The organism is Mucilaginibacter sp. A5337, from assembly GCF_059690695.1.
Map to the genome: position 1 here is coordinate 275,121 of NZ_JCAWEC010000006.1, position 25,507 is coordinate 300,627.

At 42.9% G+C, this 25,507-nt stretch carries 28 protein-coding genes; 22 read left to right on the forward strand and 6 right to left on the reverse strand.

Going from position 1 to position 25,507, the window contains the following annotated elements; translation table 11 throughout:
• Window positions 1-8: 8 nt before the first annotated feature.
• The 13 genes from AC59JO_RS21490 to AC59JO_RS21550 all read left to right on the forward strand — a co-directional run bounded on the left by AC59JO_RS21490 (window position 9) and on the right by AC59JO_RS21550 (window position 9,840).
• A complete protein-coding gene (locus AC59JO_RS21490) occupies window positions 9-653 on the forward strand; it encodes a hypothetical protein (RefSeq protein WP_497307881.1) in 645 nt (214 codons plus the stop codon).
• A 12-nt stretch (window positions 654-665) separates the two neighbouring features.
• Window positions 666-1,091 (forward strand): acyl-CoA thioesterase, encoded by a 426-nt coding sequence (locus tag AC59JO_RS21495; RefSeq protein WP_497307883.1) that lies wholly within the window; start codon window positions 666-668, stop codon window positions 1,089-1,091.
• A 13-nt stretch (window positions 1,092-1,104) separates the two neighbouring features.
• On the forward strand, window positions 1,105-2,235 hold the full coding sequence (locus tag AC59JO_RS21500; protein ID WP_497307885.1) for a beta-ketoacyl synthase N-terminal-like domain-containing protein: 1,131 nt from the start codon (window positions 1,105-1,107) through the stop codon (window positions 2,233-2,235).
• Window positions 2,232-2,783, forward strand: coding sequence for a hypothetical protein (locus AC59JO_RS21505; protein ID WP_497307887.1), 552 nt, complete (start codon window positions 2,232-2,234; stop codon window positions 2,781-2,783). Before AC59JO_RS21500 ends, AC59JO_RS21505 begins: the two co-directional genes overlap by 4 nt.
• A 27-nt stretch (window positions 2,784-2,810) precedes the next feature.
• Complete coding sequence (locus tag AC59JO_RS21510; protein ID WP_497307889.1) at window positions 2,811-4,061, forward strand: NAD(P)/FAD-dependent oxidoreductase; 1,251 nt, start codon at window positions 2,811-2,813, stop codon at window positions 4,059-4,061.
• A gap of 39 nt (window positions 4,062-4,100) precedes the next feature.
• Window positions 4,101-4,736: a hypothetical protein gene (locus tag AC59JO_RS21515; RefSeq protein ID WP_497307891.1), complete on the forward strand. Its 636-nt coding sequence runs from the start codon at window positions 4,101-4,103 to the stop codon at window positions 4,734-4,736.
• 67 nt (window positions 4,737-4,803) lie between these two features.
• Entirely contained in the window at window positions 4,804-5,067 is a 264-nt protein-coding gene (locus AC59JO_RS21520) for a phosphopantetheine-binding protein (RefSeq protein ID WP_091222612.1), read from the forward strand.
• 3 nt (window positions 5,068-5,070) lie between these two features.
• The gene (locus AC59JO_RS21525) at window positions 5,071-6,270 is read left to right on the forward strand and encodes a beta-ketoacyl-[acyl-carrier-protein] synthase family protein (protein WP_497307893.1); all 1,200 of its coding nucleotides are present in this window, start codon (window positions 5,071-5,073) and stop codon (window positions 6,268-6,270) included.
• Between the two features lie 3 nt (window positions 6,271-6,273).
• Window positions 6,274-7,323 carry a beta-ketoacyl synthase chain length factor gene (locus tag AC59JO_RS21530; RefSeq protein WP_497307895.1) on the forward strand — a complete coding sequence of 350 codons (1,050 nt, stop codon included), beginning with the start codon at window positions 6,274-6,276 and terminating at the stop codon, window positions 7,321-7,323.
• Entirely contained in the window at window positions 7,317-8,090 is a 774-nt protein-coding gene (locus tag AC59JO_RS21535) for a polysaccharide deacetylase family protein (RefSeq protein ID WP_497307897.1), read from the forward strand. The genes AC59JO_RS21530 and AC59JO_RS21535 overlap by 7 nt, the downstream gene beginning before the upstream one ends.
• Complete coding sequence (gene lolA2 / locus AC59JO_RS21540) at window positions 8,083-8,883, forward strand: flexirubin biosynthesis/transport protein LolA2 (RefSeq protein WP_497307899.1); 801 nt, start codon at window positions 8,083-8,085, stop codon at window positions 8,881-8,883. The genes AC59JO_RS21535 and lolA2 overlap by 8 nt, the downstream gene beginning before the upstream one ends.
• Window positions 8,846-9,481: a flexirubin biosynthesis protein LolB2 gene (lolB2, locus tag AC59JO_RS21545; RefSeq protein WP_497307901.1), complete on the forward strand. Its 636-nt coding sequence runs from the start codon at window positions 8,846-8,848 to the stop codon at window positions 9,479-9,481. Before lolA2 ends, lolB2 begins: the two co-directional genes overlap by 38 nt.
• Window positions 9,481-9,840 (forward strand): ApeI family dehydratase, encoded by a 360-nt coding sequence (locus tag AC59JO_RS21550; protein ID WP_497307903.1) that lies wholly within the window; start codon window positions 9,481-9,483, stop codon window positions 9,838-9,840. Before lolB2 ends, AC59JO_RS21550 begins: the two co-directional genes overlap by 1 nt.
• Before the next feature lie 239 nt (window positions 9,841-10,079).
• Here the strand turns inward: AC59JO_RS21550 and AC59JO_RS21555 are convergent, their stop codons facing one another.
• The gene (locus tag AC59JO_RS21555) at window positions 10,080-10,667 is read right to left on the reverse strand and encodes a DUF308 domain-containing protein (RefSeq protein WP_497307905.1); all 588 of its coding nucleotides are present in this window, start codon (window positions 10,665-10,667) and stop codon (window positions 10,080-10,082) included.
• A gap of 114 nt (window positions 10,668-10,781) precedes the next feature.
• Window positions 10,782-11,378 (reverse strand): Crp/Fnr family transcriptional regulator, encoded by a 597-nt coding sequence (locus tag AC59JO_RS21560; protein ID WP_091222582.1) that lies wholly within the window; start codon window positions 11,376-11,378, stop codon window positions 10,782-10,784.
• 169 nt (window positions 11,379-11,547) lie between these two features.
• Here AC59JO_RS21560 and AC59JO_RS21565 point away from each other — a divergent pair, with 169 nt between their 5' ends.
• Window positions 11,548-11,721: a hypothetical protein gene (locus tag AC59JO_RS21565; protein WP_413670630.1), complete on the forward strand. Its 174-nt coding sequence runs from the start codon at window positions 11,548-11,550 to the stop codon at window positions 11,719-11,721.
• 114 nt (window positions 11,722-11,835) lie between these two features.
• Complete coding sequence (locus tag AC59JO_RS21570) at window positions 11,836-14,259, forward strand: TonB-dependent receptor domain-containing protein (RefSeq protein WP_497307908.1); 2,424 nt, start codon at window positions 11,836-11,838, stop codon at window positions 14,257-14,259.
• A gap of 49 nt (window positions 14,260-14,308) precedes the next feature.
• Here the strand turns inward: AC59JO_RS21570 and AC59JO_RS21575 are convergent, their stop codons facing one another.
• A complete protein-coding gene (locus AC59JO_RS21575; RefSeq protein ID WP_413670628.1) occupies window positions 14,309-14,632 on the reverse strand; it encodes a hypothetical protein in 324 nt (107 codons plus the stop codon).
• Window positions 14,633-14,976: 344 nt separating this feature from the next.
• On the opposite strand from AC59JO_RS21575, the gene AC59JO_RS21580 reads away from it, so the two are divergent.
• The gene (locus tag AC59JO_RS21580; protein WP_413670627.1) at window positions 14,977-15,303 is read left to right on the forward strand and encodes a nucleotide pyrophosphohydrolase; all 327 of its coding nucleotides are present in this window, start codon (window positions 14,977-14,979) and stop codon (window positions 15,301-15,303) included.
• Between the two features lie 229 nt (window positions 15,304-15,532).
• Window positions 15,533-15,946 (forward strand): hypothetical protein, encoded by a 414-nt coding sequence (locus AC59JO_RS21585; protein ID WP_413670626.1) that lies wholly within the window; start codon window positions 15,533-15,535, stop codon window positions 15,944-15,946.
• 418 nt (window positions 15,947-16,364) lie between these two features.
• On the opposite strand, the gene dapF is transcribed toward AC59JO_RS21585, so the two are convergent.
• Entirely contained in the window at window positions 16,365-17,150 is a 786-nt protein-coding gene (gene dapF, locus AC59JO_RS21590; RefSeq protein WP_497307911.1) for a diaminopimelate epimerase, read from the reverse strand.
• A 192-nt stretch (window positions 17,151-17,342) separates the two neighbouring features.
• On the opposite strand from dapF, the gene AC59JO_RS21595 reads away from it, so the two are divergent.
• Window positions 17,343-18,875: a Do family serine endopeptidase gene (locus tag AC59JO_RS21595; protein ID WP_497307913.1), complete on the forward strand. Its 1,533-nt coding sequence runs from the start codon at window positions 17,343-17,345 to the stop codon at window positions 18,873-18,875.
• A 920-nt stretch (window positions 18,876-19,795) separates the two neighbouring features.
• On the opposite strand, the gene AC59JO_RS21600 is transcribed toward AC59JO_RS21595, so the two are convergent.
• Window positions 19,796-20,737 (reverse strand): NADP-dependent oxidoreductase, encoded by a 942-nt coding sequence (locus AC59JO_RS21600; protein WP_497307915.1) that lies wholly within the window; start codon window positions 20,735-20,737, stop codon window positions 19,796-19,798.
• Between the two features lie 450 nt (window positions 20,738-21,187).
• Here AC59JO_RS21600 and AC59JO_RS21605 point away from each other — a divergent pair, with 450 nt between their 5' ends.
• Genes AC59JO_RS21605 through dcm form a run of 4 tightly spaced genes read left to right on the forward strand, consistent with a single transcriptional unit; the run spans window position 21,188 to window position 23,553 of the window.
• Window positions 21,188-21,571: a (deoxy)nucleoside triphosphate pyrophosphohydrolase gene (locus tag AC59JO_RS21605; protein ID WP_497307917.1), complete on the forward strand. Its 384-nt coding sequence runs from the start codon at window positions 21,188-21,190 to the stop codon at window positions 21,569-21,571.
• A gap of 39 nt (window positions 21,572-21,610) precedes the next feature.
• Window positions 21,611-22,030, forward strand: a complete 420-nt coding sequence (locus AC59JO_RS21610) for a very short patch repair endonuclease (protein WP_497307919.1) — start codon at window positions 21,611-21,613, stop codon at window positions 22,028-22,030.
• A gap of 60 nt (window positions 22,031-22,090) precedes the next feature.
• The gene (locus tag AC59JO_RS21615; RefSeq protein WP_497307921.1) at window positions 22,091-22,321 is read left to right on the forward strand and encodes a helix-turn-helix domain-containing protein; all 231 of its coding nucleotides are present in this window, start codon (window positions 22,091-22,093) and stop codon (window positions 22,319-22,321) included.
• Window positions 22,322-22,335: 14 nt separating this feature from the next.
• Window positions 22,336-23,553, forward strand: a complete 1,218-nt coding sequence (gene dcm, locus AC59JO_RS21620) for a DNA (cytosine-5-)-methyltransferase (RefSeq protein WP_497307923.1) — start codon at window positions 22,336-22,338, stop codon at window positions 23,551-23,553.
• Here dcm and AC59JO_RS21625 read toward each other — a convergent pair.
• On the reverse strand, window positions 23,528-24,844 hold the full coding sequence (locus tag AC59JO_RS21625; protein WP_497307925.1) for an MvaI/BcnI family restriction endonuclease: 1,317 nt from the start codon (window positions 24,842-24,844) through the stop codon (window positions 23,528-23,530). The two genes, dcm and AC59JO_RS21625, sit on opposite strands and share 26 nt — an antisense overlap.
• Between the last annotated feature and the right edge of the window lie 663 nt (window positions 24,845-25,507).

Below are 25,507 nucleotides of genomic sequence, written 5' to 3' on the forward strand. Positions count from 1 at the left end.
TATTAACCATGAAAAAACACACAATTAAACTAAGTTTATTGATAGTTTTATTAGCCGCTTTTTTAAAACCGGCATCAGCCCAAACCAAAGCCGAAGTATTCGACAAAAAAACACCGATAACCTGGCTGGGCCTGGACTTTTCACAAATGAAATTCATTGGTTCGGAAGCTGCTTACAGAGGTGAGGTGATCAATGCCGAATTTGGCGGCAAATACATCCCGGCCTGGGCAAATTTTTTTATCATCGAACCGAAAAAATACAACCCGGCTAAAGCCGTTCACCGCGATACTGTTCATTTTGCCATGAACGTTACGGAAAAAGTAAACAGTGCGCTTACCAAAAACTTCTTCGACTCAAATCCCGGCGATTTCAAAGTACTGACCGAAAAAGATATCGACGCACTGGTTAAAAACTATGATTTTATGGGTAACAAAGGCATCGGTATGCTGCTCATTGTGGAAGGGATGGACAAAGGCCGTAAAGAAGCCGGTGCGTGGGTAACTTTCGTTAACATGAACGATAAAACGGTATTGTACACTGTGTTCCGTACCGGCGGCAGCTTTGGCTTTGGCTTCAAAAATTACTGGGCACATCCATGGTATGAGATCCTGAAGGATTTCGGTAAGGATTTCGACCTGTTTAAAAACTACTAAGCCCATCGCGTTTTGCAGCAATCGTTAACAAATACTATTGAAATAGAGGTCAAATTCAGTGATGTGGATATGCTGGGCGTGGTTTGGCATGGCAATTATATCCGCTATTTTGAAGATGGCCGCGAAGCATTTGGCAAGCAATATGGCCTGGGTTATATGGATGTATATAACGCAGGCTATGTTGTACCTATAGTTAACGTAAACTGCGATTATAAACGATTTTTGCGGTATGAGGATAAGGTGATCATCGAAACCACTTACACCTCTACCGAATCGGCCAAGATCAATTTTACATATCGGCTGCTCAACGCTCAAACCGGCGAGTTGATCGTAAAAGGCTCAACCGTACAGGTATTTGTTCATCGCAATAATTTCGAGCTGCAACTTACCAACCCGGATTTTTTTGTGGAATGGAAGCAAAAACAAGGTTTGATATAAACAGAACGCCGCGATGAAGAAGGTCTATCTTGTTGCTGATAATATTTACTCGCCGTTGGGGGCTACCACTACTCAAAATTTTGAACACTTGGTTAACGGCGTTTCAGGCGTGAGGCAACACTATGATAAAGCCCTGTCTGACGATCCTTTTTTTGCATCGCTATTTGAAAAAGTATATTTTCAACCCGATGAATGCTGCTCCAAATTCGAGCATCTTCTCATCGCTTCGTTAACCGAAACCTTGCATGGAGTCGATAAAAATATATCCGATAAAAAAACTGTTCTAATCATTTCCACTACCAAAGGCAACATTAGCCTATTGGAAACCGACGAACCAAGTCCCGAATTGGATGAGCGCATAGCCCTGCATACCTCAGCCAAAAAGATAGCCCAACATTTCGGCTTTATAAATGAGCCAATAGTAGTTTCACATGCCTGCATTTCAGGCCTGGTTGCCATGATCACCGGGATGCGATTAATCCGGTCCGGGCAGTACGATCATGCGGTTATTGCCGGGGCCGATGTTATTTCAAAGTTTGTATTGTCGGGTTTTCAATCATTTCAGGCTGTGAGCCCGGGTTTATGTAAACCGTTTGATGCCGATCGTGATGGTATCAACTTAGGTGAAGGCGCCGCTACTGTTATTCTATCGGCAGAAAAACCAGATGGAGAAATTATTGAATTAGCTTCGGGCGTTGTGAGTAACGATGCCAACCATATTTCAGGCCCATCGCGCACCGGTGAAGAATTATATTACGCCATTGATAAAGCTATGGCGGCCGCAGGCTTGAAAGCCAACGATATAGACTTTATATCTGCCCATGGCACCGCGACCGTTTATAACGACGAGATGGAAGCCAAAGCCGTAACACTGGCAGGTTTGCAGGATGTACCCCTAAACAGCCTTAAAGGGTTTTACGGCCATACTTTGGGTGCTTCAGGATTGATTGAAGCCATTGTTTCTGCTCAATCGCTAAAGCAAAACACTATCATTCCAACAAAAGGATTCAACAAACAAGGTGATACCAACCCTGTGAATGTTTGCAGCCAATTGATATCAAAACCGCTTAATAGCTGCCTCAAAATAGCATCAGGCTTTGGGGGATGTAATGCGGCTATAGTTTTAACCAAATCACAACAATGAAAAAAGCACTGATATTATTTATTTGCTGCTCATTGATATGGGCATGCGAACAGAAACAAAAGCCAAAAGTCGATCTTAAACCCTGGACAAAAAAAAATGAACAGCAACTTTATAATAACCTCAATTCCACGTTTAAACCAACAATATCTGATTCGATAAAGCGGGCTAAATTTGTTACATTTTTAACCCGGCGATTCAAAGAGGAAATGCCCGACGGCTTAAACTCTTTATCAAAAGATAGTTTGCACAATTTAGGTACAAGACTGGGCAGAGAGTATGCCATAAAAGAAGCAAACGAAGGTAATAGCACGAAATTAGTTCCCTATTACAGAAAATGGAGCCCTGAATTGGAAAAGACATTCCGAGATAGTTACATTGCTGTATTTCAAAATATTGCGCCCGGATATGGCGAAAAATTATGCGATTGCATGATTGGCAGATTGAAAAAAATGTACCCCGATTCAATGCTCCTTCCTGTCCCAAAAGAAATTAACAATAAAATAGGTCTTGAGTGCGCAGAGGTAATCAAAAAAAGCAAATCAATTTAACCAAATCACAACAGGATATTTCATAACATGAACACAGAACAGGTAGATGTATTGGTAATAGGTGCCGGTCCGGCAGGAACGGTGGCCGCTTCTATCGTGCACCAGGCAGGCTTTAAAGTAAAAATTGTTGAGAAACAGCTTTTCCCCCGCTTTGTAATTGGCGAAAGTTTATTGCCTCGTTGCATGGAGGCATTAACCGAAGCCGGTTTCGTAGATGCCGTTAAAGCGCAAGGTTTCCAGGAAAAAGCGGGCGCCAAGTTTGTGAAGGACGGCAAAATCTGCGACTACCAATTTGCCGACCAGTTTACCCCCGGCTGGAACTGGACCTGGCAGGTTCCCCGTGCCGATTTTGATAAAACCTTAGCCGATACCGTTGAAAAAATGGGTGTGCCTGTTCATTACGAAACTACCGTTACCAACATCGTTTTCAACGGCCAGGATTCAGTAACTACTATTGAAGATAAAAACGGCAACCAAACGCAAATTGCGGCGCGGTTCATTATCGATGGCAGCGGCTACGGCCGGGTGATCCCTAAGTTGTTTAACCTCGACAGGCCATCCACCCAGGTACCGCGTAAAGCCCTGTTTGTGCATACGGTTGATAAAAAGCGCTCGATGGCCGATGAGCCAAACCGCATTACCATTGTGGTACATCAACCCGGCGTTTGGATCTGGATCATTCCTTTTGCCAATGGCATTACCTCGCTGGGTTTTGTGGGCAACCCTGAGTTTTTTAAGCAATATGAGGGAACCGACGAAGAAATTTTGCGCGAATTGATCGCATCGCAACCTTATTTTGCTGAACGTTTTGAGAACGTGGAATTTGCGTTTGCACCGAGAGTACTGGAGTCATGGTCGGCCACTACAGATAAGTTTTATGGTGATGGCTTTGTGCTCACCGGTAACGTAACGGAATTTCTTGATCCTATATTTTCATCGGGCGTAACGCTTGCTACAGTATCGAGCCAAACGGCTGCCAAACTGGTGATCCGCAAGCTTAACGGCGAAGCCGTAGACTGGGACAAAGAATACATGCAGCATATGATGCAGGGCGTAAATACCTTCCGCTCATATGTTACCTCGTGGTACGAGGGTGTGCTGGACACCATATTTTTTGCCGATAACCAGGATCCGCTCGTTAAAAGCCAGATCTGCTCGGTGTTGGCAGGCTACGTTTGGGACCAGGATAATCCCTATGTTAAAAACCACGAAACAGCATTGCATAAACTGGCCAGGACTATTACTTTAAGGGATATGGTTGCGGCGGATAAGAGCTAAAAGCGGAATGCTTAAAGCTAAAAGCTTGATTTTATACAATTGAACCATCAATATTACATATCAGCTCATTGCAGCATCAGCAACAACATTGTTCGTTATAATAACGAGGTGCTGTTTGAGGGTACGGAGAATGATATTCCCGGTTTTTTGCTGTCGGTTTACCAGCATCTTGGGGTAAAATATCCTAAGTTTTATAAAATGGATAACCTGGCAAAACTGGGCTGGCTGGCCGCCGAGGTTTTGCTGAAAGATTTTGATAAGACAAAATATCAACCGACCGACATCGGCGTGGTATTAACCAACGCGGGTTCGAGCCTTGATGCCGATAAGCGGTATTATGAGTCGGTGCAGGACATTGCAAGTCCGGCCTTGTTTGTGTACACGCTGCCCAATATTGTTATTGGCGAGATCTGTATCCGTCATCATTTTAAAGGCGAAAACGCTTTTTATATTTTTGACCGTTTTAATGCCGGTTTCATCAACAACTATGTTTCCATTTTATTGGAGACGGGACAATTACAGGCCTGCATTTGCGGCTGGGTGGAAATGACGGCAACAGGCTATAAAGCTGTTTTGTTTTCAATAGAAAAAGAAGGCGTAATACCCTTCACAACAGAAAATATTAATAAAATTTACAGCCCTACTCAAACCCTCCCCGGAAGGGAGAGCGTTTAAAAAGACTTTTTTTAAAGTCTCCCCCCATCGGGGGAGATTTAGAGGGGGTGATTATAAAATTAAGCAAATGGATAAATTAATGGCCGATCTGAAAGAGCAGATCATTGAGCAGTTGAACTTACAGGATGTGAAGCCGGAAGATATCGGTGATGATCAGCCGCTTTTTGGTGATGGCTTGGGGCTTGATTCGATAGACGCGCTGGAGCTGATTGTGTTGTTACAGCAGAAATACAAGGTAAAACTTTCCAATGCGGAGGACGGCCCGAAGATCTTCCGCTCGGTACGCACTATTGCCGAATTTATTGAAAGTAACAAGATCCCGAACGCATAAACAATGGAGCAACCTGTTTTTATAGCCGGCCTGGGGGTAATTTCGGCCATAGGTAACACTGTGGCCCAAAACCGGCTGTCGCTTGAACAGGAAAAAACGGGCATCGCCCCTATCCAATACCTGGATACTGAACACCGGGATGAATTTCCAGTTGGCGAGGTTAAGCTCAGTAATGATGAGCTTGCCGGGCTGTCGGGATTTAAACGAGGTATCAGTCGCACAGCTATGCTGAGTTTAATTGCGGCGCGGGAGGCTTTAACAGATACCGGAATTACCAATCTTGCAGGTTTAAGAACAGGCTTTATCTCGGCCAATACCGTTGGCGGCATGGATAAAACCGAAATTTTTTTCAGGGATTTTTTAAGCGACAATACCAAAGGCAGATTGCGCAACGTGGTTAACCATGAGTGCGGTGCTATCACCAACTTAGTTGCAGATCAATTGGGGATCCGGCATTATGTCGGCACCATCAGCACGGCCTGTTCATCGTCGGCCAATGCTATCATGTATGGAGCAAGGCTTATCAAAAACAATATGCTGGATGTGGTAATAGCCGGAGGTACCGATGCCCTAACCCGCTTTACGCTGAACGGCTTTAATACCCTCATGATACTGGATAAACAACCCTGCCAGCCTTTTGATGCCAACCGCCGCGGCCTTAACCTTGGCGAAGGGGCCGGTTATGTGGTATTGGTTTCTAAACGGATAGCTTTTGCGCTTAAAAAAGAGCTGTATTGCTCGTTAAGCGGTTACCGCAATACCAACGACGCCTATCATCAAACGGCATCATCTCCCGAAGGAACAGGATCGTTACTGGCAATGGAGGGGGCGCTTAAAAAAAGTGGTTTGCAGCCTGCCGATATCGGTTATATAAATCTACACGGTACAGGCACACAAAACAATGATAGTTCGGAGGGATCTGCCATCGGCAAGTTATTTGCCGGGCACTCTCCCAAAATGAGTTCTACCAAAGCTTTTACCGGGCATACCCTTGGGGCAAGTGGTGGCATTGAAGCCGTATTTTCGGCATTGGCTGTACAGCGTGGTTTGTTATATCCCAATCTGAGATTTGAAAAGCAGATGGAAGGTTTTCCATTTACGCCTGAAATCCGCTTTTCGACACGGCCGGAAATCAAACATGTGTTATCCAACTCGTTCGGGTTTGGCGGCAATTGTTCATCATTGATATTTTCAAAACTATAGGCGATGTACATCAAAGCAGCAAGCAACATATCGCCTCAAAACACATTCGGTAATCAGCCTTATCTTTCGGAGCTGGCCGAATACACCGGCGAACAGCTAACGTGTATCGAACCGGAGTATAAAACTCTGATTGATCCCAAACTCATCCGCCGCATGAGCCGCATCATTAAAATGGGAGTAGCGACAGGGATGGATTGCCTTTACCAGGCTGGGATCAATGCACCGGATGCCATCATTACCGGAACCACTTACGGCTGCTTAGAGGATACAAACACTTTTCTGAGTAAAATGGTGCAGCAAAACGAGGAAGCGCTTTCCCCTACCCCGTTTATCCAATCCACCCATAACACTATCAGTGCGCAGATAGCGCTGTTGCTTCAATGCCATCAATACAACAATACATTCGTGAACGGTGGCGCTTCGTTTGAAAACGCCCTGCTTGATGCTATGATGCTTTTGTATGAGGGCGAAGCAAGCAATGTACTCGTAGGCGGAATTGATGAAATCACCGTTAACAGCCATACTATTTTAAAGCGCATGGGTTTATATCGCAGTCAGCCGGTATCAAACTTTGAACTGCTTAATACCCCCGGCAGGGGCACAATGGCAGGAGAAGGATCCGCTTTTTTCTTGCTAAGCCGGGAAGCTTCGGGTAATGATTGGGCTAAAATTGAGGGTGTATCCAGCTTTTATAAACCACGCAACACGGCTGAAATAAAACAACAGATCAGCATTTTTTTGCAAAGCCAGAACACCAACATCCATGAGATTGATCTGGTTATAACCGGTAATAACGGTGATTTAAAAAATGACGCAGTTTATGAGCAATTACTGAGGTATGACCTTGCCGATGCACCTGTCATCAATTATAAAGCCCTTTGCGGCGAATACCCAACCTCATCTGCATTTGCAATGTGGCTGGCCGCCCATGAAATCAAAAACGGTGTTTGTTCATTTGTACCGGAGGCCGACCAAACTTCGTTAAAAAAGATATTGATCTACAATCACTACCAAAATATCCACCACTCACTAATCCTGCTTTCGGCATGTTAAACTTCAGGAACACCAATATCCTTTTTGCCGGGCTTCTGGGGTTAATAATCTGGCAGCATATTACTGAAGGGGGGGCATGGTGGAGCTACCTTGTACTGGTATTTATTTATTCGCTGATATTATTTTACGGATGCTATTACATCGGCTCCAACTTTTTTATGCGGGTAATGTGCTCGCTAAAAACAAGTAAAAAAGTTATTGCTATTACTTTCGACGATGGGCCCGATGCCGCTGCTACACCTCAAATCCTCGATATTTTAAAGCTGCATAATGCCCATGCAGCCTTCTTTTGTATCGGGAACAGAATTGCCGAGAATGAAACCATCCTGAAACAAATCCACCAGCACGGGCACATTATCGGTAACCATAGCTTTTCGCACCATTTCTGGTTCGATCTGTTTCCACCGGCCAAAATGCTGGATGATATGCTTCAGGCCAACCAGTTGGTAAGGCAGACTATCAATTTAAGTCCGTTGTTATTCAGGCCGCCTTATGGGGTGATTAATCCTAACCTCAAAAAAGCCATTTTAAAAAGCAGGATGGTACCTATCGGCTGGAGCGTTCGCTCGATGGATACGGTTATTAGCGACCCCAAAAAACTATTAAATAAGATAACACGCCGCTTAAACCCCGGCGCTGTTTTCCTGTTTCATGATACAGGAGCAGCAACAATTTCGGTTTTACCCTTGTTTCTTGAACAAGCTAAAGCACAGGGATACGAAATAGTACGGCTGGATAAAATGCTAAATTTACAGGCTTATGCGTAGATTGATTTTTATTAAAGAGAATATAAATAGCTCCCCTCTTGAGAGGGGGTGCGATGGGCTTGAGTGCGGGCAGGGGTGTGTTTCTGCGCTTAGCTTATCAAAGCAGGAACACACCCCTCCACCCCTCTCAAGAGGGGAATCGCGCAGGCCTCTGCTTTTCAAATTAGCGATCGCTTTAGCAGCTTTTGTTTGTTTAACTTTTAATGCCCATGCCCAGCACTCCGGCTACACCCAGCTATCCGATCTTGCCAAATTCAAACAACGATTTGCCGAAGTTGCTGCAAAAACAAACAGCATTAAAAGTGATTTCACACAGGATAAAAACCTGAGCATGCTATCAGAAAAAATCACCTCGAAAGGAAAATTCTGGTACCGCAAGCCAAATATGCTGCGGATGGAATATACCCAACCCTTTAGCTACCTCATGATCCTGAACAAGGATAATGTATATATTAAAGACGGGCAAAAGGAAAACAAGGTATCCACCCGTTCCAACAAAGTATTTAAGCAGATCAACAAAATTGTAGTGGACTGCATCCAGGGAACAGCCCTTAATAGCGGCGATTTTAAGTCGGCCGTTTATGAAAACAAGGGCACGTACCTGGTTTCTCTCTCCCCGGTTAACAAGCAGCTGAGCGATTTTTTTAAAACCATTGAGATCACCGTAGATAAGAAAGATTATTCCGTAAACACCATTGAAATGCTGGAAGGATCTGGCGATAGTACCATTTTGCATTTTACTAATAAAGAGATCAATGCCAATATCCCGGACGCGCTTTTTGCTATTAAGTAGCTGCCTGTTCATCCTGGCCGGCTGCTCTTCGGTTTACAAAAGCCTGAAACCGGCCGAAGGTAACGTACGCGAGATCAAAAAATTCGCGCCGGATTTTACCAATGTACTTTATAAAACCGAGGTTGACGTAATTGGCGGCCATCATTTAAGCGGTCTGTTGCTGATTAAAACCCTGCCCGATAAAAGCGTACGCATGGTATTCAGTAATGAGATGGGCTTTAAGTTCTTCGATTTTGAATTTAAACCCGATGGCGGCTTTAAGGTGTACTATATCATTAAGCAAATGGATAAGCGCCCGGTGATCATCACCCTGCAAAAAGATTTTGAACTGGTGATGATGCGCAGGCAAAACCCGGAAACGGGCTATATGCGCCAGGATGATAGCTTCCTGTATTATGTTTTTCCGCAGGAAAAAGGTGCCAATTACTATATTACCAACAAGGCAGGAACAGAGCTGATCCGCATGGAGCGCTCGTCGGACCGCAAGCCGGTAGTGCAGGCCATAATGCATGATTTTCACGATGGCATTCCTGACACCATCGGCATCAGCCATAAAAATTTCAAATTCAATATCGGCCTCAAACGTCTTAAACGATAATGCTCAAGGATACTTTTTTTACTTTCAGCCCTCCTGAAACTGATGGCAGTTTGCTTAAAACCACCATTACCCTTAACCCGGCGCATGATATTTTCAAAGGGCATTTTCCGGGCAACCCTATTGTGCCCGGCGTATGTATGATGCAAATGATCAAAGAAGTTTTGGAAAGTTATTTAAGTAAACAGCTAAAGCTTGTTAAGGCGGATAATATCAAGTTTCTATCATTTATCGATCCTAATCAACATGCACAGGTTGGATTACAGGTTAAGATGAACGTGGTTAATGAACAGGTTAAAACCGATGCGCAACTGGTGAATGAAGGAATTGTGTTTTTGAAGTTTAAGGGGGTGTTTGATTAGTAAAAGGCTAAATATCATAAAAAACTGTCATTTCGAAACGAGGAACGAGTGAGAAATCTTGTACGTCCTGCTTTACGACTTTGCGTTTAAGATTTTCAAGGCGTATAAGATTTCTCTTTCGCCCCAACGCTAAGGCTTGCCCTTGCTCCATCGAAATGACAACGGATTATAAACAAAAAAGCCCCTGGTTCACCATAACCAAGGGCTCATCAATCACACCTAATCCTCTATCTAATATTTTAAACCTGTAAAGGCTGTTTAGCACTTTTACCCAATCTGATAGCAGCCAGTAAATAATAAAAAGCACCAAAGGCCGAATAGCCCGCCAAATTCACAATCCCCATATTAGGCGAATGTGCCATGGCTATAAATGATACACCTGCAAGCATTGACTGCCCGCCACTCAGGATCATTGGCCATTGGCCGCCAAATTCTTTCCGCCTTTTTAAACCCAATACCAGTTGGATCAGTCCGGTTAATAACGCCCAGGCACCAAATACAATCAATGCTGCGGGCACCCCTTTAGTTATAGCAAAAGCTACAGCCAGGGTTGTAATAACACTAATAGCAACGTTTACATATTGAGGTGTTACAGATGTACCGTTGCCCTGGTTAGCGCGGATATCGAGGAAAGTGCCAACAACATCCCACAATGGATAGATCACAAGCAGAATGGTAGCTGCCGTAAATGAAGTTTTAGCTAATAAGGATACCAATACTACCCAGGTAACCGAAAATGCTACTCTTATAAAATATAGTTTGCGCAATGCAGCGGCGGTATTAGCCGCGGCTGAAGTTTCTATGATTAATGTTTTATTTGCTGACATGACTTTAAATTTTTATTTCGTTTTGTTTGATGAAGCAAAGTTGCACACAAAACAAGCCGGCAATTTTCACTTAGGTGAAAACAGCGATGGGCATTTGTCAGCAGAGTTTCGTTTTTAGGGCTTTTGCTGCGATAGCCGCTTTTTGATGCGGGTGAGCGACGGGTTTTTGATGCCCAGGTAAGATGAAATATGATAAGCCGGGATACGGCTTACAATATTGGGGTGCTGGGTTATCATTTTTAAATAACGTTCTTCTGCCGTATTGAACAAAAACTCCTCGGTACGGGCTTGCGACTGGTTAAAAAACAGCTCGGCAATAAGGCGGCCAAAACGCTGCCAGCCGGTTGGCGTGCCATACAGATACTGAAGATCGGTGTAATTGATAGATATGATCTCGGCATCTTCCATGGCCTGGATAAAATATGCACAGGGATACTGATTTATAAAACTTCGGAACGACACCAGGAACTGTCGCTCGGAGAAAAAGTAGATATTCTTTTCTTCCTGTGTTTCGGGATGTACGTAGTAGATGCGGAACAGCCCCCTGGTGATCAGCGCAAGATCGGTACATACAATGTTTTGCATGTTAAAGAAATCGCTTTTGGCTATTTTGCGGGTTCGCCAGTAAGGCAGACTAACGTTGACATCGTTGGCCGAGAGGTCGGCAAACTTGCCAAGCAAATCGTTCAATACTTCCTGTTTTGATTCCATACTGTTAACAAAGCGTAATCAATTCAAATATCGGCACAAAAAACCACACCAATTTTCACCTGGGTTAATAATATCAGGTTTTATTTTCTTATTTTACAATCAAACTAAATTGAACAAAAAACAATCACCCAATCAATCAACATCATGAAGAATATAAATACATCTCCCCATGTTAGTGAGTTTGATAGAGATAACCCTCTTCCTGGCAGCCATTATACTGGCGGTGTCGGGTCCGCGAAAAGGCAAAAAGAAAGGCAGTAACACTGACGCGGGCGCCCATTCGCGTTCCGAATATTACGTTACCGAAAACGGGGGATTGGAACACGTAAAGAGCGAAATCTAATACCAGGCCAGCCTCCGGAGCAACATCCGAAATTAAAATAGAACCGTCGCTAAACAATTAGCGGCGGTTTTTTATTTATTTTACAAATATTATAAACCCCAACCTGCTCCCGGTTTGAAACATATTTACAACGTTCTGTTTTTCAGTTTAATTTATAGCAGCCTGTTTGCCCAGGTAAAAGTTACCGGTAAAGTAACCGGCGTTTCCCAAAATCCATTAGCCTTTGCCGTTGTTAATCTGCAACAACAAAACTCCGAGCAAACCCGGGCGGTGCAAACCGATTCGGCTGGCATATTCAGTTTTACAGCTGTTGATAAAGGCAACTACAACCTAACTGTAACTTATACCGGCTATCAAACTACGGTACTTAAATTAAGCTTTCAGCATGATACCGCCTTATCCGTTACCCTTATGGATAACACCACGCAACTGAATGAGGTAAAAGTAACCGCGAGTAAAGCTTCTGTTGAAAATAAAAGCGATAAACTGGTTTACAACGTATCCACAAGTGCAACATCAGCCGGGGCCGATGCGCTTACGGTTATTGGCCGGGTGCCAGGCGTGAAAGTCGGTGATAATGACCTTAGTATTGTTGGCAAAGGCAGTATCAAGGTAATGGTGAATGAAAGATTGGTTCAACTGGCAGGTACCGATCTGCTCCGTTATCTGCGGTCATTATCCGCAAGCCAGGTTGGCACTATTGAGCTTATTAAAAACCCCGGTGCAGCGTACGATGCAGAAGGAAATGCAGGTATTATCAACATCACCTTAAAACACAGCAAAAAGCAAGGCTATTCGGGCAGTGTACAAATTAATGATAAACAATGGCTGCATAACCCGGCCTCGGTTTACGGCACCAGCAATTACTGGTGGCTAAACGCAAGCGGAGATATCAACTATAATTCAAATAAACTATCGGCCTATGCCAGCGTAAACATAGATCATGACCATGAATTGGAAGGCTTTGAAACGGAGATCTATTACCCCAAGCAAACCTGGCTGCAAACAGATACCGGAAACTATCGTTACCATAATTTAAACTTCATTGCCGGTGCCGATTACCGGCTTAGTCCTAAAGTTACTGCAGGCGTAAATTATCAGGGCGGTAAAAACACTTATGATGGATCTGACCATGTGAATAACCCGATCATTAACAATACTACCGGGGCTATCGATTCAACATTAAAAACCTACGCCACTTATCATCCTGTCGCTATCAGCAATGCGGTTAACCTGCACAGCACCATCAGCCTGGATACCTCCGGTGCGAAACTGGTGCTTAATGCCGACTATTTTAATTATTACCGAACGGATAGATCAGATTTTGAGAGCAATACTTACCTCGCCGACGGCTCACTGAATGGTACCAGCCGCAACCGGTATCATGACACCAATAAGCAGGATATTAATATTTATACTTTTAAAGCCGATGCTATAGTCCCTACCAAATACGCCCGTTTTGCTTTTGGCGGTAAGCTAAGCTTTATCAACAATTACAGCAATGCTTTTTATTATAACAAGACGGCCAATGACTCGCTAAAGTATGACCCAAACCTGAGCAATGAATTTACCTACACCGAAAACACCCAATCTGTTTATGGCAGTATCAATCGTGAGGACGGCAAATGGAAATACCAGGCCGGCTTGCGGGTTGAACGCACCGAAACCAAAGGCTTTTCGCACACACTAAATCAAACTACTGTAAATAATTACACCAGGCTATTCCCATCGGCAACGGTAAGTTATCAGGCTGCAGTAGATCATAGTTTATCGTTAAACTTTGGCAGGCGGGTAAACCGGCCTACCTTTTGGAACCTTAATCCGTTCAAAAGCCTGTTCACAGCCTACAGCTATGGGGAGGGTAATCCCTATCTTCAGCCCGAATACAATACCAACTTTGAGCTGTCGCATACCTACAAAAACAGGCTTACTTCGGCCATATTTTTAAATGTTACCAACAACGGTTTTAACAATATAACCATTGCCCGGCCGGATACCAACCTGGTTTATACCACACCGCTCAATTTTATCAAAACCTACAGGGCGGGCATTTCTGAAAATTATTCAACGCAATTACTAAGCTGGCTTGATAATAACAACCAGTTCACCTTTTACCATACCGATGCTAAATCTGCCCTTGATGCTGTAAAAGGTATCAGCGGGTTCGGTGCTTATATCGCAACCAACAATAACATCTATTTTAATGCTGATAAATCATTTTCAGGCGCGGTGAATTTCTGGTACCAGTTTCCGGAGATTGATCATATTGGCCGAAGTGATGCTTATTACAAACTTGATCTTGGCCTTAAAGCGTCCATTTTTAAAAAGAAAGTAGATGTATCATTTGTGATGAACGATGTTTTCAGGAGCAGCGCATCGGCAGTTACTACAATTGTTAACGGCGTAAGGCAAAAATACACCAACTTCCAGATCAACCGGTACGTTTTACTGGGGATCAGTTACCGCTTTGGCAATAGCCAGAACAAAGCAGAAAAACAAGATACCGGTAACCAGGATGAAAAAGGCCGGATCCACTAAAACAAAAAAGGGAGCTTTGCAGCTCCCTCAAAACGATCAAAAACAACACTTACATTTTGCCTGTAGTATCCTTGCCCATTTTACCTTTACCCATTTTGCCTTTAGACATTTTATCGTGGCTCATCTTGTCTGCACCCATCTTGTCTTTTGACATTTTGTCTTTGCTCATCTTATCAGAGCCCATTTTGTCTGAAGCCATTTTATCATGGCTCATTTTGTCTTTACTCATTTTATCCTTTTTCATTTTACCGGTATCGCTAAGGGCAACAGTATTATGTAAAGGACCCAATGTTTTCGCCTGTACATTAACAGTAAGGCCGGCGATAGTAAAAATGGCGATAAGGGCGCCTGAAATGATTGATCTGGTTTTCATGTTTGGTTCTTTTAGTTAATATTTTACCCCTTAGTCGGGGCGAAATGTGAAACCTTACAAAGTATTTTCATTTTATTTTTGGCACCAGAGAGAACCGCTTTTAACAGCAAACTATAAATGAAAAATTTCTACATGAATTTTAAATTGATTCAATTCGTGTAATTCGATTAATTGCGGAAGTATTGCAATGCATTCGTGGTAAAAATTATTAAGCGTCAGCCCTGGCAAAAGAGACTGATTATTTTAACGCGATTTCCTTGTCTCCAATGCCATTCCCTTAGTGCCAATCCGAAAAAAATCGTGAAATTCGTGCGCATTCAATTCCTGCACAAAGAAAATAATTTATGAAGATCAGCGAGGCGCAGCAACTTGTAGATAACTGGATAAAAACAATGGGTATCAGGTATTTTAATGAACTCACCAATACGGCCATTTTAATGGAAGAGGTTGGTGAAGTAGCGCGTATTATGGCCAGGCAATACGGCGAACAATCCTTCAAAAAATCGGATACAGAGGTTAACCTTGCCGATGAAATGGCCGACGTACTTTTTGTGCTGATTTGTTTGGCCAATCAAACAGGTATCGACCTGACCGAAGCCCTGGAAAAAAATATGCAAAAGAAGAGTATCCGGGATGCAGAACGGCATAAAAACAACGAAAAATTGAAATGACGTGTGGCGTCCTCATTAACTGCTTAAAAAAGGGGTGAAAAACAGATGCAAAAGCATAAAAAACTAACTGCAAGGTTAAATTAATATTAAAATTATAAAAACCTAACTGGTAAAAGGAACTAACAGATGAAGATTTGATTAAAAGATCAGGGATTTTATTAAATAATTTAATAAGTGCTTGACAAGTAGAAATTTAACTCCTAATTTTAAGCATCCTAATTAATTGATCATGATCCGTGTACGGTCTAAAGTTGTACTGTTGGTTGCCCCTCATGTAGTTGGCCTTGAAGTATTGCCTAATAACAAGGTCTTCAAGCATATTTCACTCACCGCGGCCATATTTCCGGCAATACACGATATCAAACCCAATTTATTAATTCTCGATTACGATTATCTTGTTCAAGATATAGAAAAGATCCTTCGGCGCTTAAGCTCAAACCCTGCATACAAAAGCATTAAGATTTGCTGCTATAAAAATAAATGGCACTCCAAGATTGATCCATTGCTGAAAACATTAGGCGTTGACCATATTTTTTATGCGGAAGATATGAAGGTAGAAGCCACGCGAAAAAGTGTATTCGACGCCATTGGTAATGTTATAATGGATGGAACGTTTTTTAGTTTGTTGAAACCAGTTCATTAGGCCCCCCGGCCCCCTGAAGGGGGAGTAAGATCCAAAATTTGATAACCGTATCCTGATGGGACTTACGTTATGATATGTACATGATGTTTTAGGGCTGTTGCGCGGGCCGCGTTAGGGATAGAAGCGTAAAGCCCACAGCGCGGGTTGGGTTTGCGGGCAGGAAAGGCGAGGACTTGCAGCGGATAGCCCGGCCGCAGGCAACGCCCATATTATAAAACAGATCAAAAAAAACACGCCCAATAATCAACAACTTACGACCACGTCATTATAAGGCACGAAGACAACCGACCGTAGGGAGCTCATTAATACCTATAAAAATCAAATTATAATTATTAATAATCCCCTATTAGCAGGTCCGCCCGGTAAAGTTCGCGATTGCTTCGTGCCTCGCAATGACGGGAAGTAATAATACTCTTACTTAAATCACCACCTCTCCTTCAAAAACCTTTACTGCCGGCCCTTCTAAAAAGATGTCGGTAAAAGCTTTGCCATCGTAATCAAAACGGATGTTGAGGTTTCCGCCTAATACTTTTATAGGGGTGGTTATATGCCCGGTTTGCTCGTTGTGTTGCGCCATAGCCAGGGCAACAGCCGTTACTCCTGTACCGCAGGCAAAGGTTTCATCCTCCACCCCGCGTTCAAAAGTGCGTACAAAGTAGCCTTCTTCCATGGGTTCAACAAAGTTTACATTGATCCCATTTTTCCGGTAAGTAGCATTATTACGGATAGCATGACCTTCCTGGTAAACGTTGCGCTGCTCAAGGCCGTCAACCAATTTTACGTAGTGCGGCGAGCCGGTATTAAGCACATAGGCTTCGGCATCTTTGCTAACATCATTTACATCTATCATTTGCAGGCTTACCCAATTACCTTCGTCTGAAATTTTGGCATAATGCGGGCCATCAACCGCCAAAAATTCCGTTTCGGATTCAATGACACCCAAAAATTTGGCAAAAGCCACAATACAGCGCCCGCCATTACCGCACATACTGCTCGGCTGGCCATCGGCATTGTAATAAACCATCTCAAAATCGTACCCTTCTTTGTTTTGCAGCAGCATAAGGCCATCGCCCCCGATACCGAAACGACGATCGCACAGGCCCGAAATCAGCTTAGGATTATGATGATCAACGCTATTATCGCGGTTATCAATCAAAATAAAATCATTTCCGGCACCCTGGTACTTATAAAAATGTAACTTCACTGTATAATGCTGTTTAATGTCAGCGTTTTAGTATTAGCAAAACCCATGCTAACAATCAAAAACGCCAACGATGACCTATTTAACAAATTTTAACAAAAAACGGGATAACTTATCATTGATTATCTCGTCTATATGGTATTAAATTTGATCTGTAAAATAAGTAAACTTAATAATAAGAAAGGCAAATAATAAATGAAAAAGATAGGTTTAACACTATTAACCGCTTTTGTTGGGGGTGCGATAGCCTTAGGTACGTACAAGGTTATCGAAAACAAGTACTCAGACAACATGAGCTTTGAGGACAAACAAAAAGTATATTTTACAAGTAACCCTTCGGCCCCGGTATCATCAACCGGCGATCTGGATTTTACCCAGGCGGCAGCTGTAGCTACTCCGGCGGTGGTTTATATCCGCACCACGTATAGCAGCAAAGCAAGTGGTGGCGGCCAGGACCAGCTGGAGCAGATGTTTGGTGATATGTTTGGTCAGCGTGTGCGCCCGCAGGGCCCGCAAATGGCATCAGGTTCAGGCGTTATCATTTCGCCTGATGGTTATATCGTAACCAACAACCACGTGGTTGAAAAGGCCGATAAAATTACCGTTGCCACAAACGACCACCGCACTTACAGTGCCAAAGTTATCGGTACCGATCCAAGTACCGACCTGGCCCTGATTAAAGTGAGCGCTACCAACCTGCCCATTGTTAAATTAGGCAACAGCGATGACGCTAAAGTTGGTGAATGGGTTTTAGCCGTAGGTAACCCTTTTAACTTAACATCAACCGTTACAGCGGGTATCATCAGCGCCAAAGGCCGTAACATCGGTATCATTGGCAGTGAAGACAACCAGGATGAGAATCCATTCGGGCGTACCCGTAATCAATCAGGCCCTAAGCTGAACAAGGCTATTGAGTCGTTCATTCAAACAGATGCGGCCATTAACCCTGGTAACAGCGGTGGTGCATTGGTTAACACCCGCGGCGAGCTGATAGGCATTAACGCAGCAATCGCTTCACACACCGGTTCATATGAAGGTTATGGCTTCGCTATTCCGGTTAACCTGGCTAAAAAAGTATTGAACGATATCAAAAAATTCGGTACTGTAAAACGTGGTTTTGTTGGTGTTACTTTCACTGAGCTTAACCCTGATGTAGCCCAGAAACTTGATGTAGCAACCACCAACGGCCTGTACGTTAACGACCTTGTACCGGGTGGTGGCGCCGAACAGGCAGGTTTACGCAAAGGCGATATCATTGTTAAGGTTGAAGGCCAGCCGGTTTATGAATCATCAGATTTGCAGGAGCGTGTAGGCCGTTTACAACCCGGTGATAAGATCAATATCACCGTATTGCGTGATGGCAAGGACAAAGATTTCGCGGTAACACTAAAAGGCGATGCGGCACCATCTTCAAACCGTACAGCATCCTCTAAATCTGCAGAAGAATTGTTTAACAAACTGGGTGCAAGCTTCCACGCTTTAACCCCTGCCGAAAAAGCCAAGCTGCATGTTAATGCAGGCGTACTGGTAACCCAGGTACGTGAAGGCGGTTTATTTGATGCTGCCGAAATTCCTGAAGGCGTAGTGATCACCAGCATCAATAAAATAGCTATCAGCAGTATTGATGATATTGACAGGGCAATTGTAAAACCGATACAGGGCAACATTATCATTGCCGGTATTTACCCTGATGGTTCGCACTTCAGCAGTGCGTTCCCAGCCCAATAAGCTTTTTTTTAAGTGATTTTATATTGGAAGCCTTGATCTGTTTAGATCGAGGCTTTCTTTTTTAGACTCTAAAAAGGGCTTTTGTGGTTTTATAACTTACATCGTCCCGCTCTTGGCCGCGGGAGGGCCAGTTACTTTACCTTAGATGCAAAGTAACCAAACATCAAGACAAAAAAATGCTTCCCCCCTGCAGGCCATACTCCCAGGCCCGCTTTTTTGTCGGGCCGACGCGCTTTTGTTTTGGGGATTATAAGATGCTCTGATTTCATTAAGCCATCACAAAAACCATGTCATTGCGAGGAGCAGCAAGGGAATGAGCCGGGGCGCGACGCGGCAATCGCATGCTATACAGAGCGGCAATGCTTCCGTGTGGTTGCCACGCTGCGCTCGCAATGACATGGTTTTGATTTTAATAGCTCTTATCTTGTTTCCTGAATCTCAAAGTCTTGTCTCTTTCCCCAAACCCGTCGGCAGGTAAGCTTCGGGTGAAAGCGGGCAGAACAATGGTGGCCTCGCGCGAAGGAAATGGCATAGCAAGTTTTTGCAGAAGCGGGGCCAAGAGCGTGCGAAGCGGGGCAAAATAATTGCAGCCTGTGGTTCTGCCCGCTTTGCAGGGCAAAGGCCAGGAAAGGACAAGTGAGCAAAGGCCTGTGCGGCAAAGAAGCCTATCTGCTGACTTGACTTTTTGGTTACTTTTGTGTCAAGACAAAAGTAACAGCCCTCCCGCGGCAATTGAGCGGGCCAATGTTTGTTAAATACAACTAAGGTCTTTTTAAATCGAATTATGTTATTGCGTAGCACGGCAGCAATCTCGCAGCTATACAAAGCAGATATGCTTCCGGGTTGTATGACTACGAGATTGCCACGTCGCCCCCGTTGCACATCCTCTGCTGCGCTCCCCAATGACATTAAAAAACACTTTAAAACGTCAGCACTACTTTACCAACCGTCCTCCCGCTTTCCAGTTGCAAATGCGCATCGGCCATTTGTTCAAACGGAAACACTTTAGATACATGCGATTTGATGATGCCTTTTTGCAGCAAACCGGCAATAGTTGTCATGTTTTCGGCACTTGGCTTTACCAGGATATTATGACCGTTAATGCCTAACGCCGTAGCCTTAGGGGTAACGGCTTCGTTCATGCCCGATACGATGCTTACAATAGTGCCGCCTTTTTTCATCACCTGCAGCGAGCGGTCGATATATTCACCGCCGATGGTATCGAGCACGAAGTCGATATCGTGTGTAGCAGTTTCAAAAGGCTCTGCTTTATAGTCGATATGCTCATCGGCACCGAGGCCTAAAACAAAATCGCGGTTAGCGGCTGATGAGGTAGCAATAACATAAGCACCCAAATGCTTAGCGATCTGTACGGCATAATGGCCAACCCCGCCCGATGCAGCGTGAATCAATACACGGTCGCCGGGTTTAATTTGCGCATAGGTATGGAAAGCCTGCCATGGCGTAAGCGCGGCAAGTGTAGCAGCGGCAGCTTCCTCGTGACTAACCCCAGCTGGTTTCAACGTAAGTTCGCCGGCTTTGGCCTTAACATACTCGGCATAGGCTTTGCCGCTTTGAGGGAAAGCTATCATGGCAAAAACCTCGTCGCCGGGTTTAAAGCCGGTAACATCTGCGCCTACTTCGGTAATCTCGCCCGAAATATCCCAGCCTAAAATAACCGGCGACTCATCCTTAATACGTCCCCAAACGCCCTTCCCCGAACGGGTTTTAACGTCGACAGGATTTATGCTGATGGCTTTTAGCTTTACCAGCACTTCATCGGCAGCTATAGTTGGCACAGGTATTTCGGCAGGTACAAGGTTTTCAACCCCGCCAGAGCTTTTTAAAATTATTGCTTTCATGGTTTGATGCGTTTTTAACAGGTTAAAGTTAGTTCTTTTAAACCTTTGTTGTAACTGACTGACATCGTCGCCCTCCTTTACCTTAGATGCAAAGTAACCAAACATCAAGACAAAAAATGCTTCAGCCCACGACCTGTCCCGATGCCCATCGGGAGGCCATACCCCCTGGCCCGCTTTTTTGTCGGGCCGGCGCGCTTTTATTTGGGAAATTATCAATAAAAATCATGTCATTGCGAGGAGCAGCACAGGGAATGTGCCAGGGCGCGACGAGGCAATCGCATGCTATACAGAGCGGCTTTGCTTCCGTGCGATTGCCACGCTGCGCTCGCAATGACATCATTTTTATTATTCTCATTTCTTAACTCTTACTGTCTTTCCCCCTGGCTCTTTCTGTCTTGTTTCTTGACTCTTGCTGTATTGTTTCTTGCCCTAAACCCCTATCTTAGAAACGTGATCAAAGTAACCTGCGCCATAATTGTTGATACCGACGGACTTGTTTTTGCTGCCCAGCGAAGCACGACCATGAGCCTGCCCTTAAAATGGGAGTTCCCCGGCGGTAAAATTGAACCCGACGAAACCGCCGAAGCCTGCCTCATGCGCGAAATTAAGGAGGAGCTTCATGTGGATGTTGAGATTGTTTCTTCATTACCAGCCAACACGCATCAATACCCTAATGTTACTGTACAACTGATCCCTTTTGTTTGCAAAATTACCTCGGGGCAAGTTTTGTTAAAAGAGCATCTTGATTTTAAATGGGTAGCTAAAGATGAATTATTGGCTTTGGATTGGGCGGAGGCGGATGTGGCGATTGTTGAATATTATATAGAGAATTGATAATAAAACTTTGCTTTGTTCAGATTGTAGTTTAGGGGTATGACAGACGTTCATTCAAAGGAGACGCGTAGTTACAACATGTCGAGGATCAGGAGTAAGGACACCAAACCTGAGCTTCTGGTACGCAAGTTTCTGCATAAAAACGGCTTCCGCTACCGGCTGCATGTAAAAGACATGCCGGGTAAACCAGATATAGTATTACCGAAATATAAAACTGTGATTTTTATTCATGGATGTTTTTGGCATGGGCATGAGGGATGCCGGTATTTTGTGGTGCCGAAAACCAGAACTGAATGGTGGTTAAATAAGATTCAGGGGAATACATTAAATGATGTTAAAGCCGAAACTACTTTGATAGCTAACGGTTGGAAGATTATCAAGATATGGGAGTGCGAGTTAAAAAAAACTTTTCTTGACGATTCTCTCAACTCGTTGTTAGCGACTCTTAACACTCAATAATTCTCTAAAGTTCACTTATATCCGATTGACTTATAGTCGAATAGGCGATAGCTTGCAGCTATGGATATTCGGAAGAAAATCGGTTTGCGCATAAAGGAATACCGAACAAATTTAAAACTCACCCAGGAAGCCTTAGCCTTTAAGGCTGAAATAGATAAGACCTATGTTAATGAAGTTGAAAACGGAAAACGCAATGTTTCTGTAATTAATCTTGAAAAAATAATTTGCGCACTCGACGTAACGGTTAGAGATTTCTTTAACAGTGAATCTTTCAATGGAGGAACCAATTAATGGCGGTTAAATCCATGAAAGCCACATCAACGCTGTTGCCAGACCAGCTTGACTCAGCAGTTTTAACACATTACGTTGTTACTCAAAATCCGATATACAAGGAAAAGGCGTACGAGATAGTCGAAAACGCGTCAAACGAATTTAATGAACCTGAAACATTATATTCAGCAGTACAGCAAAATCTTTTTGACGCTACCGACGTTCCATTTCCCGGCCCAAAAGAAGGAACTGAAAGATTCACATTCATTGATTTATTTGCCGGAATAGGGGGCTTTAGACTCGCTTTGCAAAATTTAGGCGGTCTATGCGTTTACAGTTCAGAATATGACAAGTATGCCCAAAAAACTTATTTTGCAAATTTTGGTGAGACACCATTTGGAGATATAACAAAAGAAGAAACTAAATCATTCATTCCTCAAAACTTTGATATCCTGTGTGGCGGTTTTCCATGTCAACCGTTTTCAATTGCAGGAGTATCAAAGAAAAACAGCTTAGGTAGAAAGCATGGTTTTGAAGATGAAAAGCAAGGTAACCTATTCTTTCATGTAGCTGAAATTATAGAAAAGCATCGCCCGAAAGCATATTTTCTCGAAAATGTTAAGAATCTTGTTTCGCATGACAAGGGCAACACTTTTAAAGTAATTAAACAAACCCTTTTAGACTTAGGCTATTCTTTTGATCATAGGGTACTTAATGGAAAACATTTTGTTCCACAACATCGCGATAGGACTTTGATGGTTGGTTTTGACAAAAGCGTTTATGGGGAAGACATAAGTTTTGATTTTGACTTGGTTAAACTACCAGAGGCTGACAAGCAGATCAGAACGATTCTTCAGGAAAACGTAGACCCGAAATATACTTTATCAGACAAACTATGGAATTTCCTTCAGGAATATTCAAAAAAACACAAGCTAAAAGGAAACGGCTTTGGTTTCGGACTTGTTAATTTGGATGGCATTAGCAGAACAATGAGTGCGCGATATTATAAAGATGGATCTGAAATTTTGATACCTCAGACAACCGGCAACCCCCGACGGCTAACCCCAATGGAGAGCGCAGCATTACAGGGATATCCTGTAAACAAGGGAAATAAAAGCTTTAGAATACCGGTATCTGATAACCAAGCGTATAAACAGTTTGGAAATTCTGTTGTAACACCATTGATTCAAGCAGTAGGCAAAGAGGTAGCGAACGTCATTTTATCCTTCAATGATAAAACTTCAGTAGATTAATTGTTTCCGCTTTATGATATAGTTCTGTTAAATTGCCTGATTTTATTCGGAACTGGCTCCTCCTTTTTATTTGAGGATTAGAAGAAGCCAGTTCCATTTTGATCCCTGGGTCATAATAAATATTGCCAATCGCCATTTGTTTCAAGAACAACTGGAAATCAGTGCCATCTCCAAGTAAGACATTATTTCCATAATAATATTGACGCGCAGGTACTGTTATCGATTTTGAAGGAATATAACAAGCTTGGTTATGCTTTTTATTCCAGTGCTTTATCATGGATGTAAAACTCCAACTGGATGCTTCATTGCCGTTGTCATCTACTAAAGAAATAGAACCACTGGCATTTCTAATTTTCGAGCTTTCAATATCAAATCCCTTTAATTCTAAGGTTAATCCGGTCAATTTTTGCCTGCTTCCAACCTTATGAATTCCACCAAAGTTTAATCTATCTGGAATACCATTTTTATCATCATACCCATAGGACCTGATAAAACTGTCTACTCCATTATCGACATACAATCCGCCTGTCGGCTCAGGTGTCATCAAAGTAATTACCTCACTTGAAATTCGATCAAAATTTGTTACTTTAAATTGTTTAATTTCATAGCCTAAATAGTCAGGCTCTGAATACCCATTAGCTGAAATTCCTAACTCCGCCTCTAATGTATACCCCCCGCAGTTGGGAGAATTACACGGCAATATTGCTCCTGTTTTATGTAATCTTTTGGAATTAATCCACCCCAAAGAATGTATGCGGAACAATTCATTTAATAAAGATGCCTTATAGTCAATCTGTGGCTTTAAGTCGAGAACTTTAAATACTCCGTAGTGATATAGATCGACAATATTAAGGATGGATTTTGTGAGTTCAGCCTCAGGTGATGCAACATATCCAAATGTTTGCCCATTTTTTCCCACTCCCAAAATTAGTATCCTTCCCGGCAACCTAACATTCATTAATCCAGAAGGGGCGTTCTCCGAACCTTTGAGAAAGCCAGAAAAACGAACTTCTGGGTACTTCGGATATAAAATAAATTGAGCATTTGGAGCCAAAGCAAAGTTGCCATCCTCCATAATCCAGCTAAATCTAATACTTGCTTTAAAACGTTCCTTTTTCCAATCACCGGAAGAGTCGGCTTTGACTTCTGAGATGGGAAAAACATTTAAGATATCATAACTCCCACTTAAATAAACCTGATTTTTTGAATTATCGTTTGCGGATAGAACCTTTATATATAGTTTATCGCAACCGTTTTCAAGAAAGACACGTTTTAAGTTGTCTAAGGTCATTTTAATACTGCTAACAGAGTTAAACTTATAAATATAATTCCAATACTACATATTTAAGCATTATAACAGTTATTCCTTTGAATAAAATCTTTCTCAAAAAATGATCTATATCGACAGTCCAGCAACCAACACACATAACGTTCAATCATTTTCGTGATTACGAAAATGATTATTATAAAAAATAGCGCTTAAACCCCACACAATTGGTGGCGTTATATTGTCAGTGCCCCAAATCACCCCACATCGCCTACATGCATTTTTCTGCAAAAAACATCAAAAAATCAATGAAAAATTAACCATTTCCCAAACCTCGGCCGGAACGCTCAAATTCCATCTAAAAAAGGTTAATCAACTGATCCTCTGCGCATTAATTTCGTTTCATACCATTTGCTAAAGCATTGATAATCAACACAAATGGCGTTTCAACCCGTTCCGCGTTTCACTCTTAGTTTTTGGAACATTGCCCTTTTTCAACAAAAGATCCCGGCGAAGATTTTCAATTTTTCGTGGGGAATCAAAAAATTGGGACACCCGATTTTTTTTTACTATGTTTGCAATCTATATAATACAGATAGATATAGTAGTATTTAATTAATTAAGCAAAATAATGCAAAGGCATAGGGGTAAAAGTTTAGAGTGTTGTAATAAAGTAAACGCGTTAAA

What these genes read in the sequence shown, in the direction of transcription:
- lolA2 (WP_497307899.1), top strand. Translation starts at nt 8,083, where the DNA reads ATGCGTAGATTGATTTTTATTAAAGAGAATATAAATAGCTCCCCTCTT.
- AC59JO_RS21520 (WP_091222612.1), top strand. Translation starts at nt 4,804, where the DNA reads ATGGATAAATTAATGGCCGATCTGAAAGAGCAGATCATTGAGCAGTTG.
- AC59JO_RS21580 (WP_413670627.1), top strand. Translation starts at nt 14,977, where the DNA reads ATGAAGATCAGCGAGGCGCAGCAACTTGTAGATAACTGGATAAAAACA.
- lolB2 (WP_497307901.1), top strand. Translation starts at nt 8,846, where the DNA reads ATGCCAATATCCCGGACGCGCTTTTTGCTATTAAGTAGCTGCCTGTTC.
- AC59JO_RS21565 (WP_413670630.1), top strand. Translation starts at nt 11,548, where the DNA reads ATGTTAGTGAGTTTGATAGAGATAACCCTCTTCCTGGCAGCCATTATA.
- AC59JO_RS21500 (WP_497307885.1), top strand. Translation starts at nt 1,105, where the DNA reads ATGAAGAAGGTCTATCTTGTTGCTGATAATATTTACTCGCCGTTGGGG.
- AC59JO_RS21490 (WP_497307881.1), top strand. Translation starts at nt 9, where the DNA reads ATGAAAAAACACACAATTAAACTAAGTTTATTGATAGTTTTATTAGCC.
- AC59JO_RS21615 (WP_497307921.1), top strand. Translation starts at nt 22,091, where the DNA reads ATGGATATTCGGAAGAAAATCGGTTTGCGCATAAAGGAATACCGAACA.
- AC59JO_RS21610 (WP_497307919.1), top strand. Translation starts at nt 21,611, where the DNA reads ATGACAGACGTTCATTCAAAGGAGACGCGTAGTTACAACATGTCGAGG.
- AC59JO_RS21530 (WP_497307895.1), top strand. Translation starts at nt 6,274, where the DNA reads ATGTACATCAAAGCAGCAAGCAACATATCGCCTCAAAACACATTCGGT.
- AC59JO_RS21505 (WP_497307887.1), top strand. Translation starts at nt 2,232, where the DNA reads ATGAAAAAAGCACTGATATTATTTATTTGCTGCTCATTGATATGGGCA.
- AC59JO_RS21510 (WP_497307889.1), top strand. Translation starts at nt 2,811, where the DNA reads ATGAACACAGAACAGGTAGATGTATTGGTAATAGGTGCCGGTCCGGCA.
- AC59JO_RS21625 (WP_497307925.1), bottom strand. Translation starts at nt 24,844, where the DNA reads ATGACCTTAGACAACTTAAAACGTGTCTTTCTTGAAAACGGTTGCGAT.
- AC59JO_RS21575 (WP_413670628.1), bottom strand. Translation starts at nt 14,632, where the DNA reads ATGAAAACCAGATCAATCATTTCAGGCGCCCTTATCGCCATTTTTACT.
- AC59JO_RS21585 (WP_413670626.1), top strand. Translation starts at nt 15,533, where the DNA reads ATGATCCGTGTACGGTCTAAAGTTGTACTGTTGGTTGCCCCTCATGTA.
- AC59JO_RS21525 (WP_497307893.1), top strand. Translation starts at nt 5,071, where the DNA reads ATGGAGCAACCTGTTTTTATAGCCGGCCTGGGGGTAATTTCGGCCATA.
- AC59JO_RS21560 (WP_091222582.1), bottom strand. Translation starts at nt 11,378, where the DNA reads ATGGAATCAAAACAGGAAGTATTGAACGATTTGCTTGGCAAGTTTGCC.
- AC59JO_RS21550 (WP_497307903.1), top strand. Translation starts at nt 9,481, where the DNA reads ATGCTCAAGGATACTTTTTTTACTTTCAGCCCTCCTGAAACTGATGGC.
- dcm (WP_497307923.1), top strand. Translation starts at nt 22,336, where the DNA reads ATGAAAGCCACATCAACGCTGTTGCCAGACCAGCTTGACTCAGCAGTT.
- AC59JO_RS21600 (WP_497307915.1), bottom strand. Translation starts at nt 20,737, where the DNA reads ATGAAAGCAATAATTTTAAAAAGCTCTGGCGGGGTTGAAAACCTTGTA.
- AC59JO_RS21535 (WP_497307897.1), top strand. Translation starts at nt 7,317, where the DNA reads ATGTTAAACTTCAGGAACACCAATATCCTTTTTGCCGGGCTTCTGGGG.
- AC59JO_RS21595 (WP_497307913.1), top strand. Translation starts at nt 17,343, where the DNA reads ATGAAAAAGATAGGTTTAACACTATTAACCGCTTTTGTTGGGGGTGCG.
- AC59JO_RS21555 (WP_497307905.1), bottom strand. Translation starts at nt 10,667, where the DNA reads ATGTCAGCAAATAAAACATTAATCATAGAAACTTCAGCCGCGGCTAAT.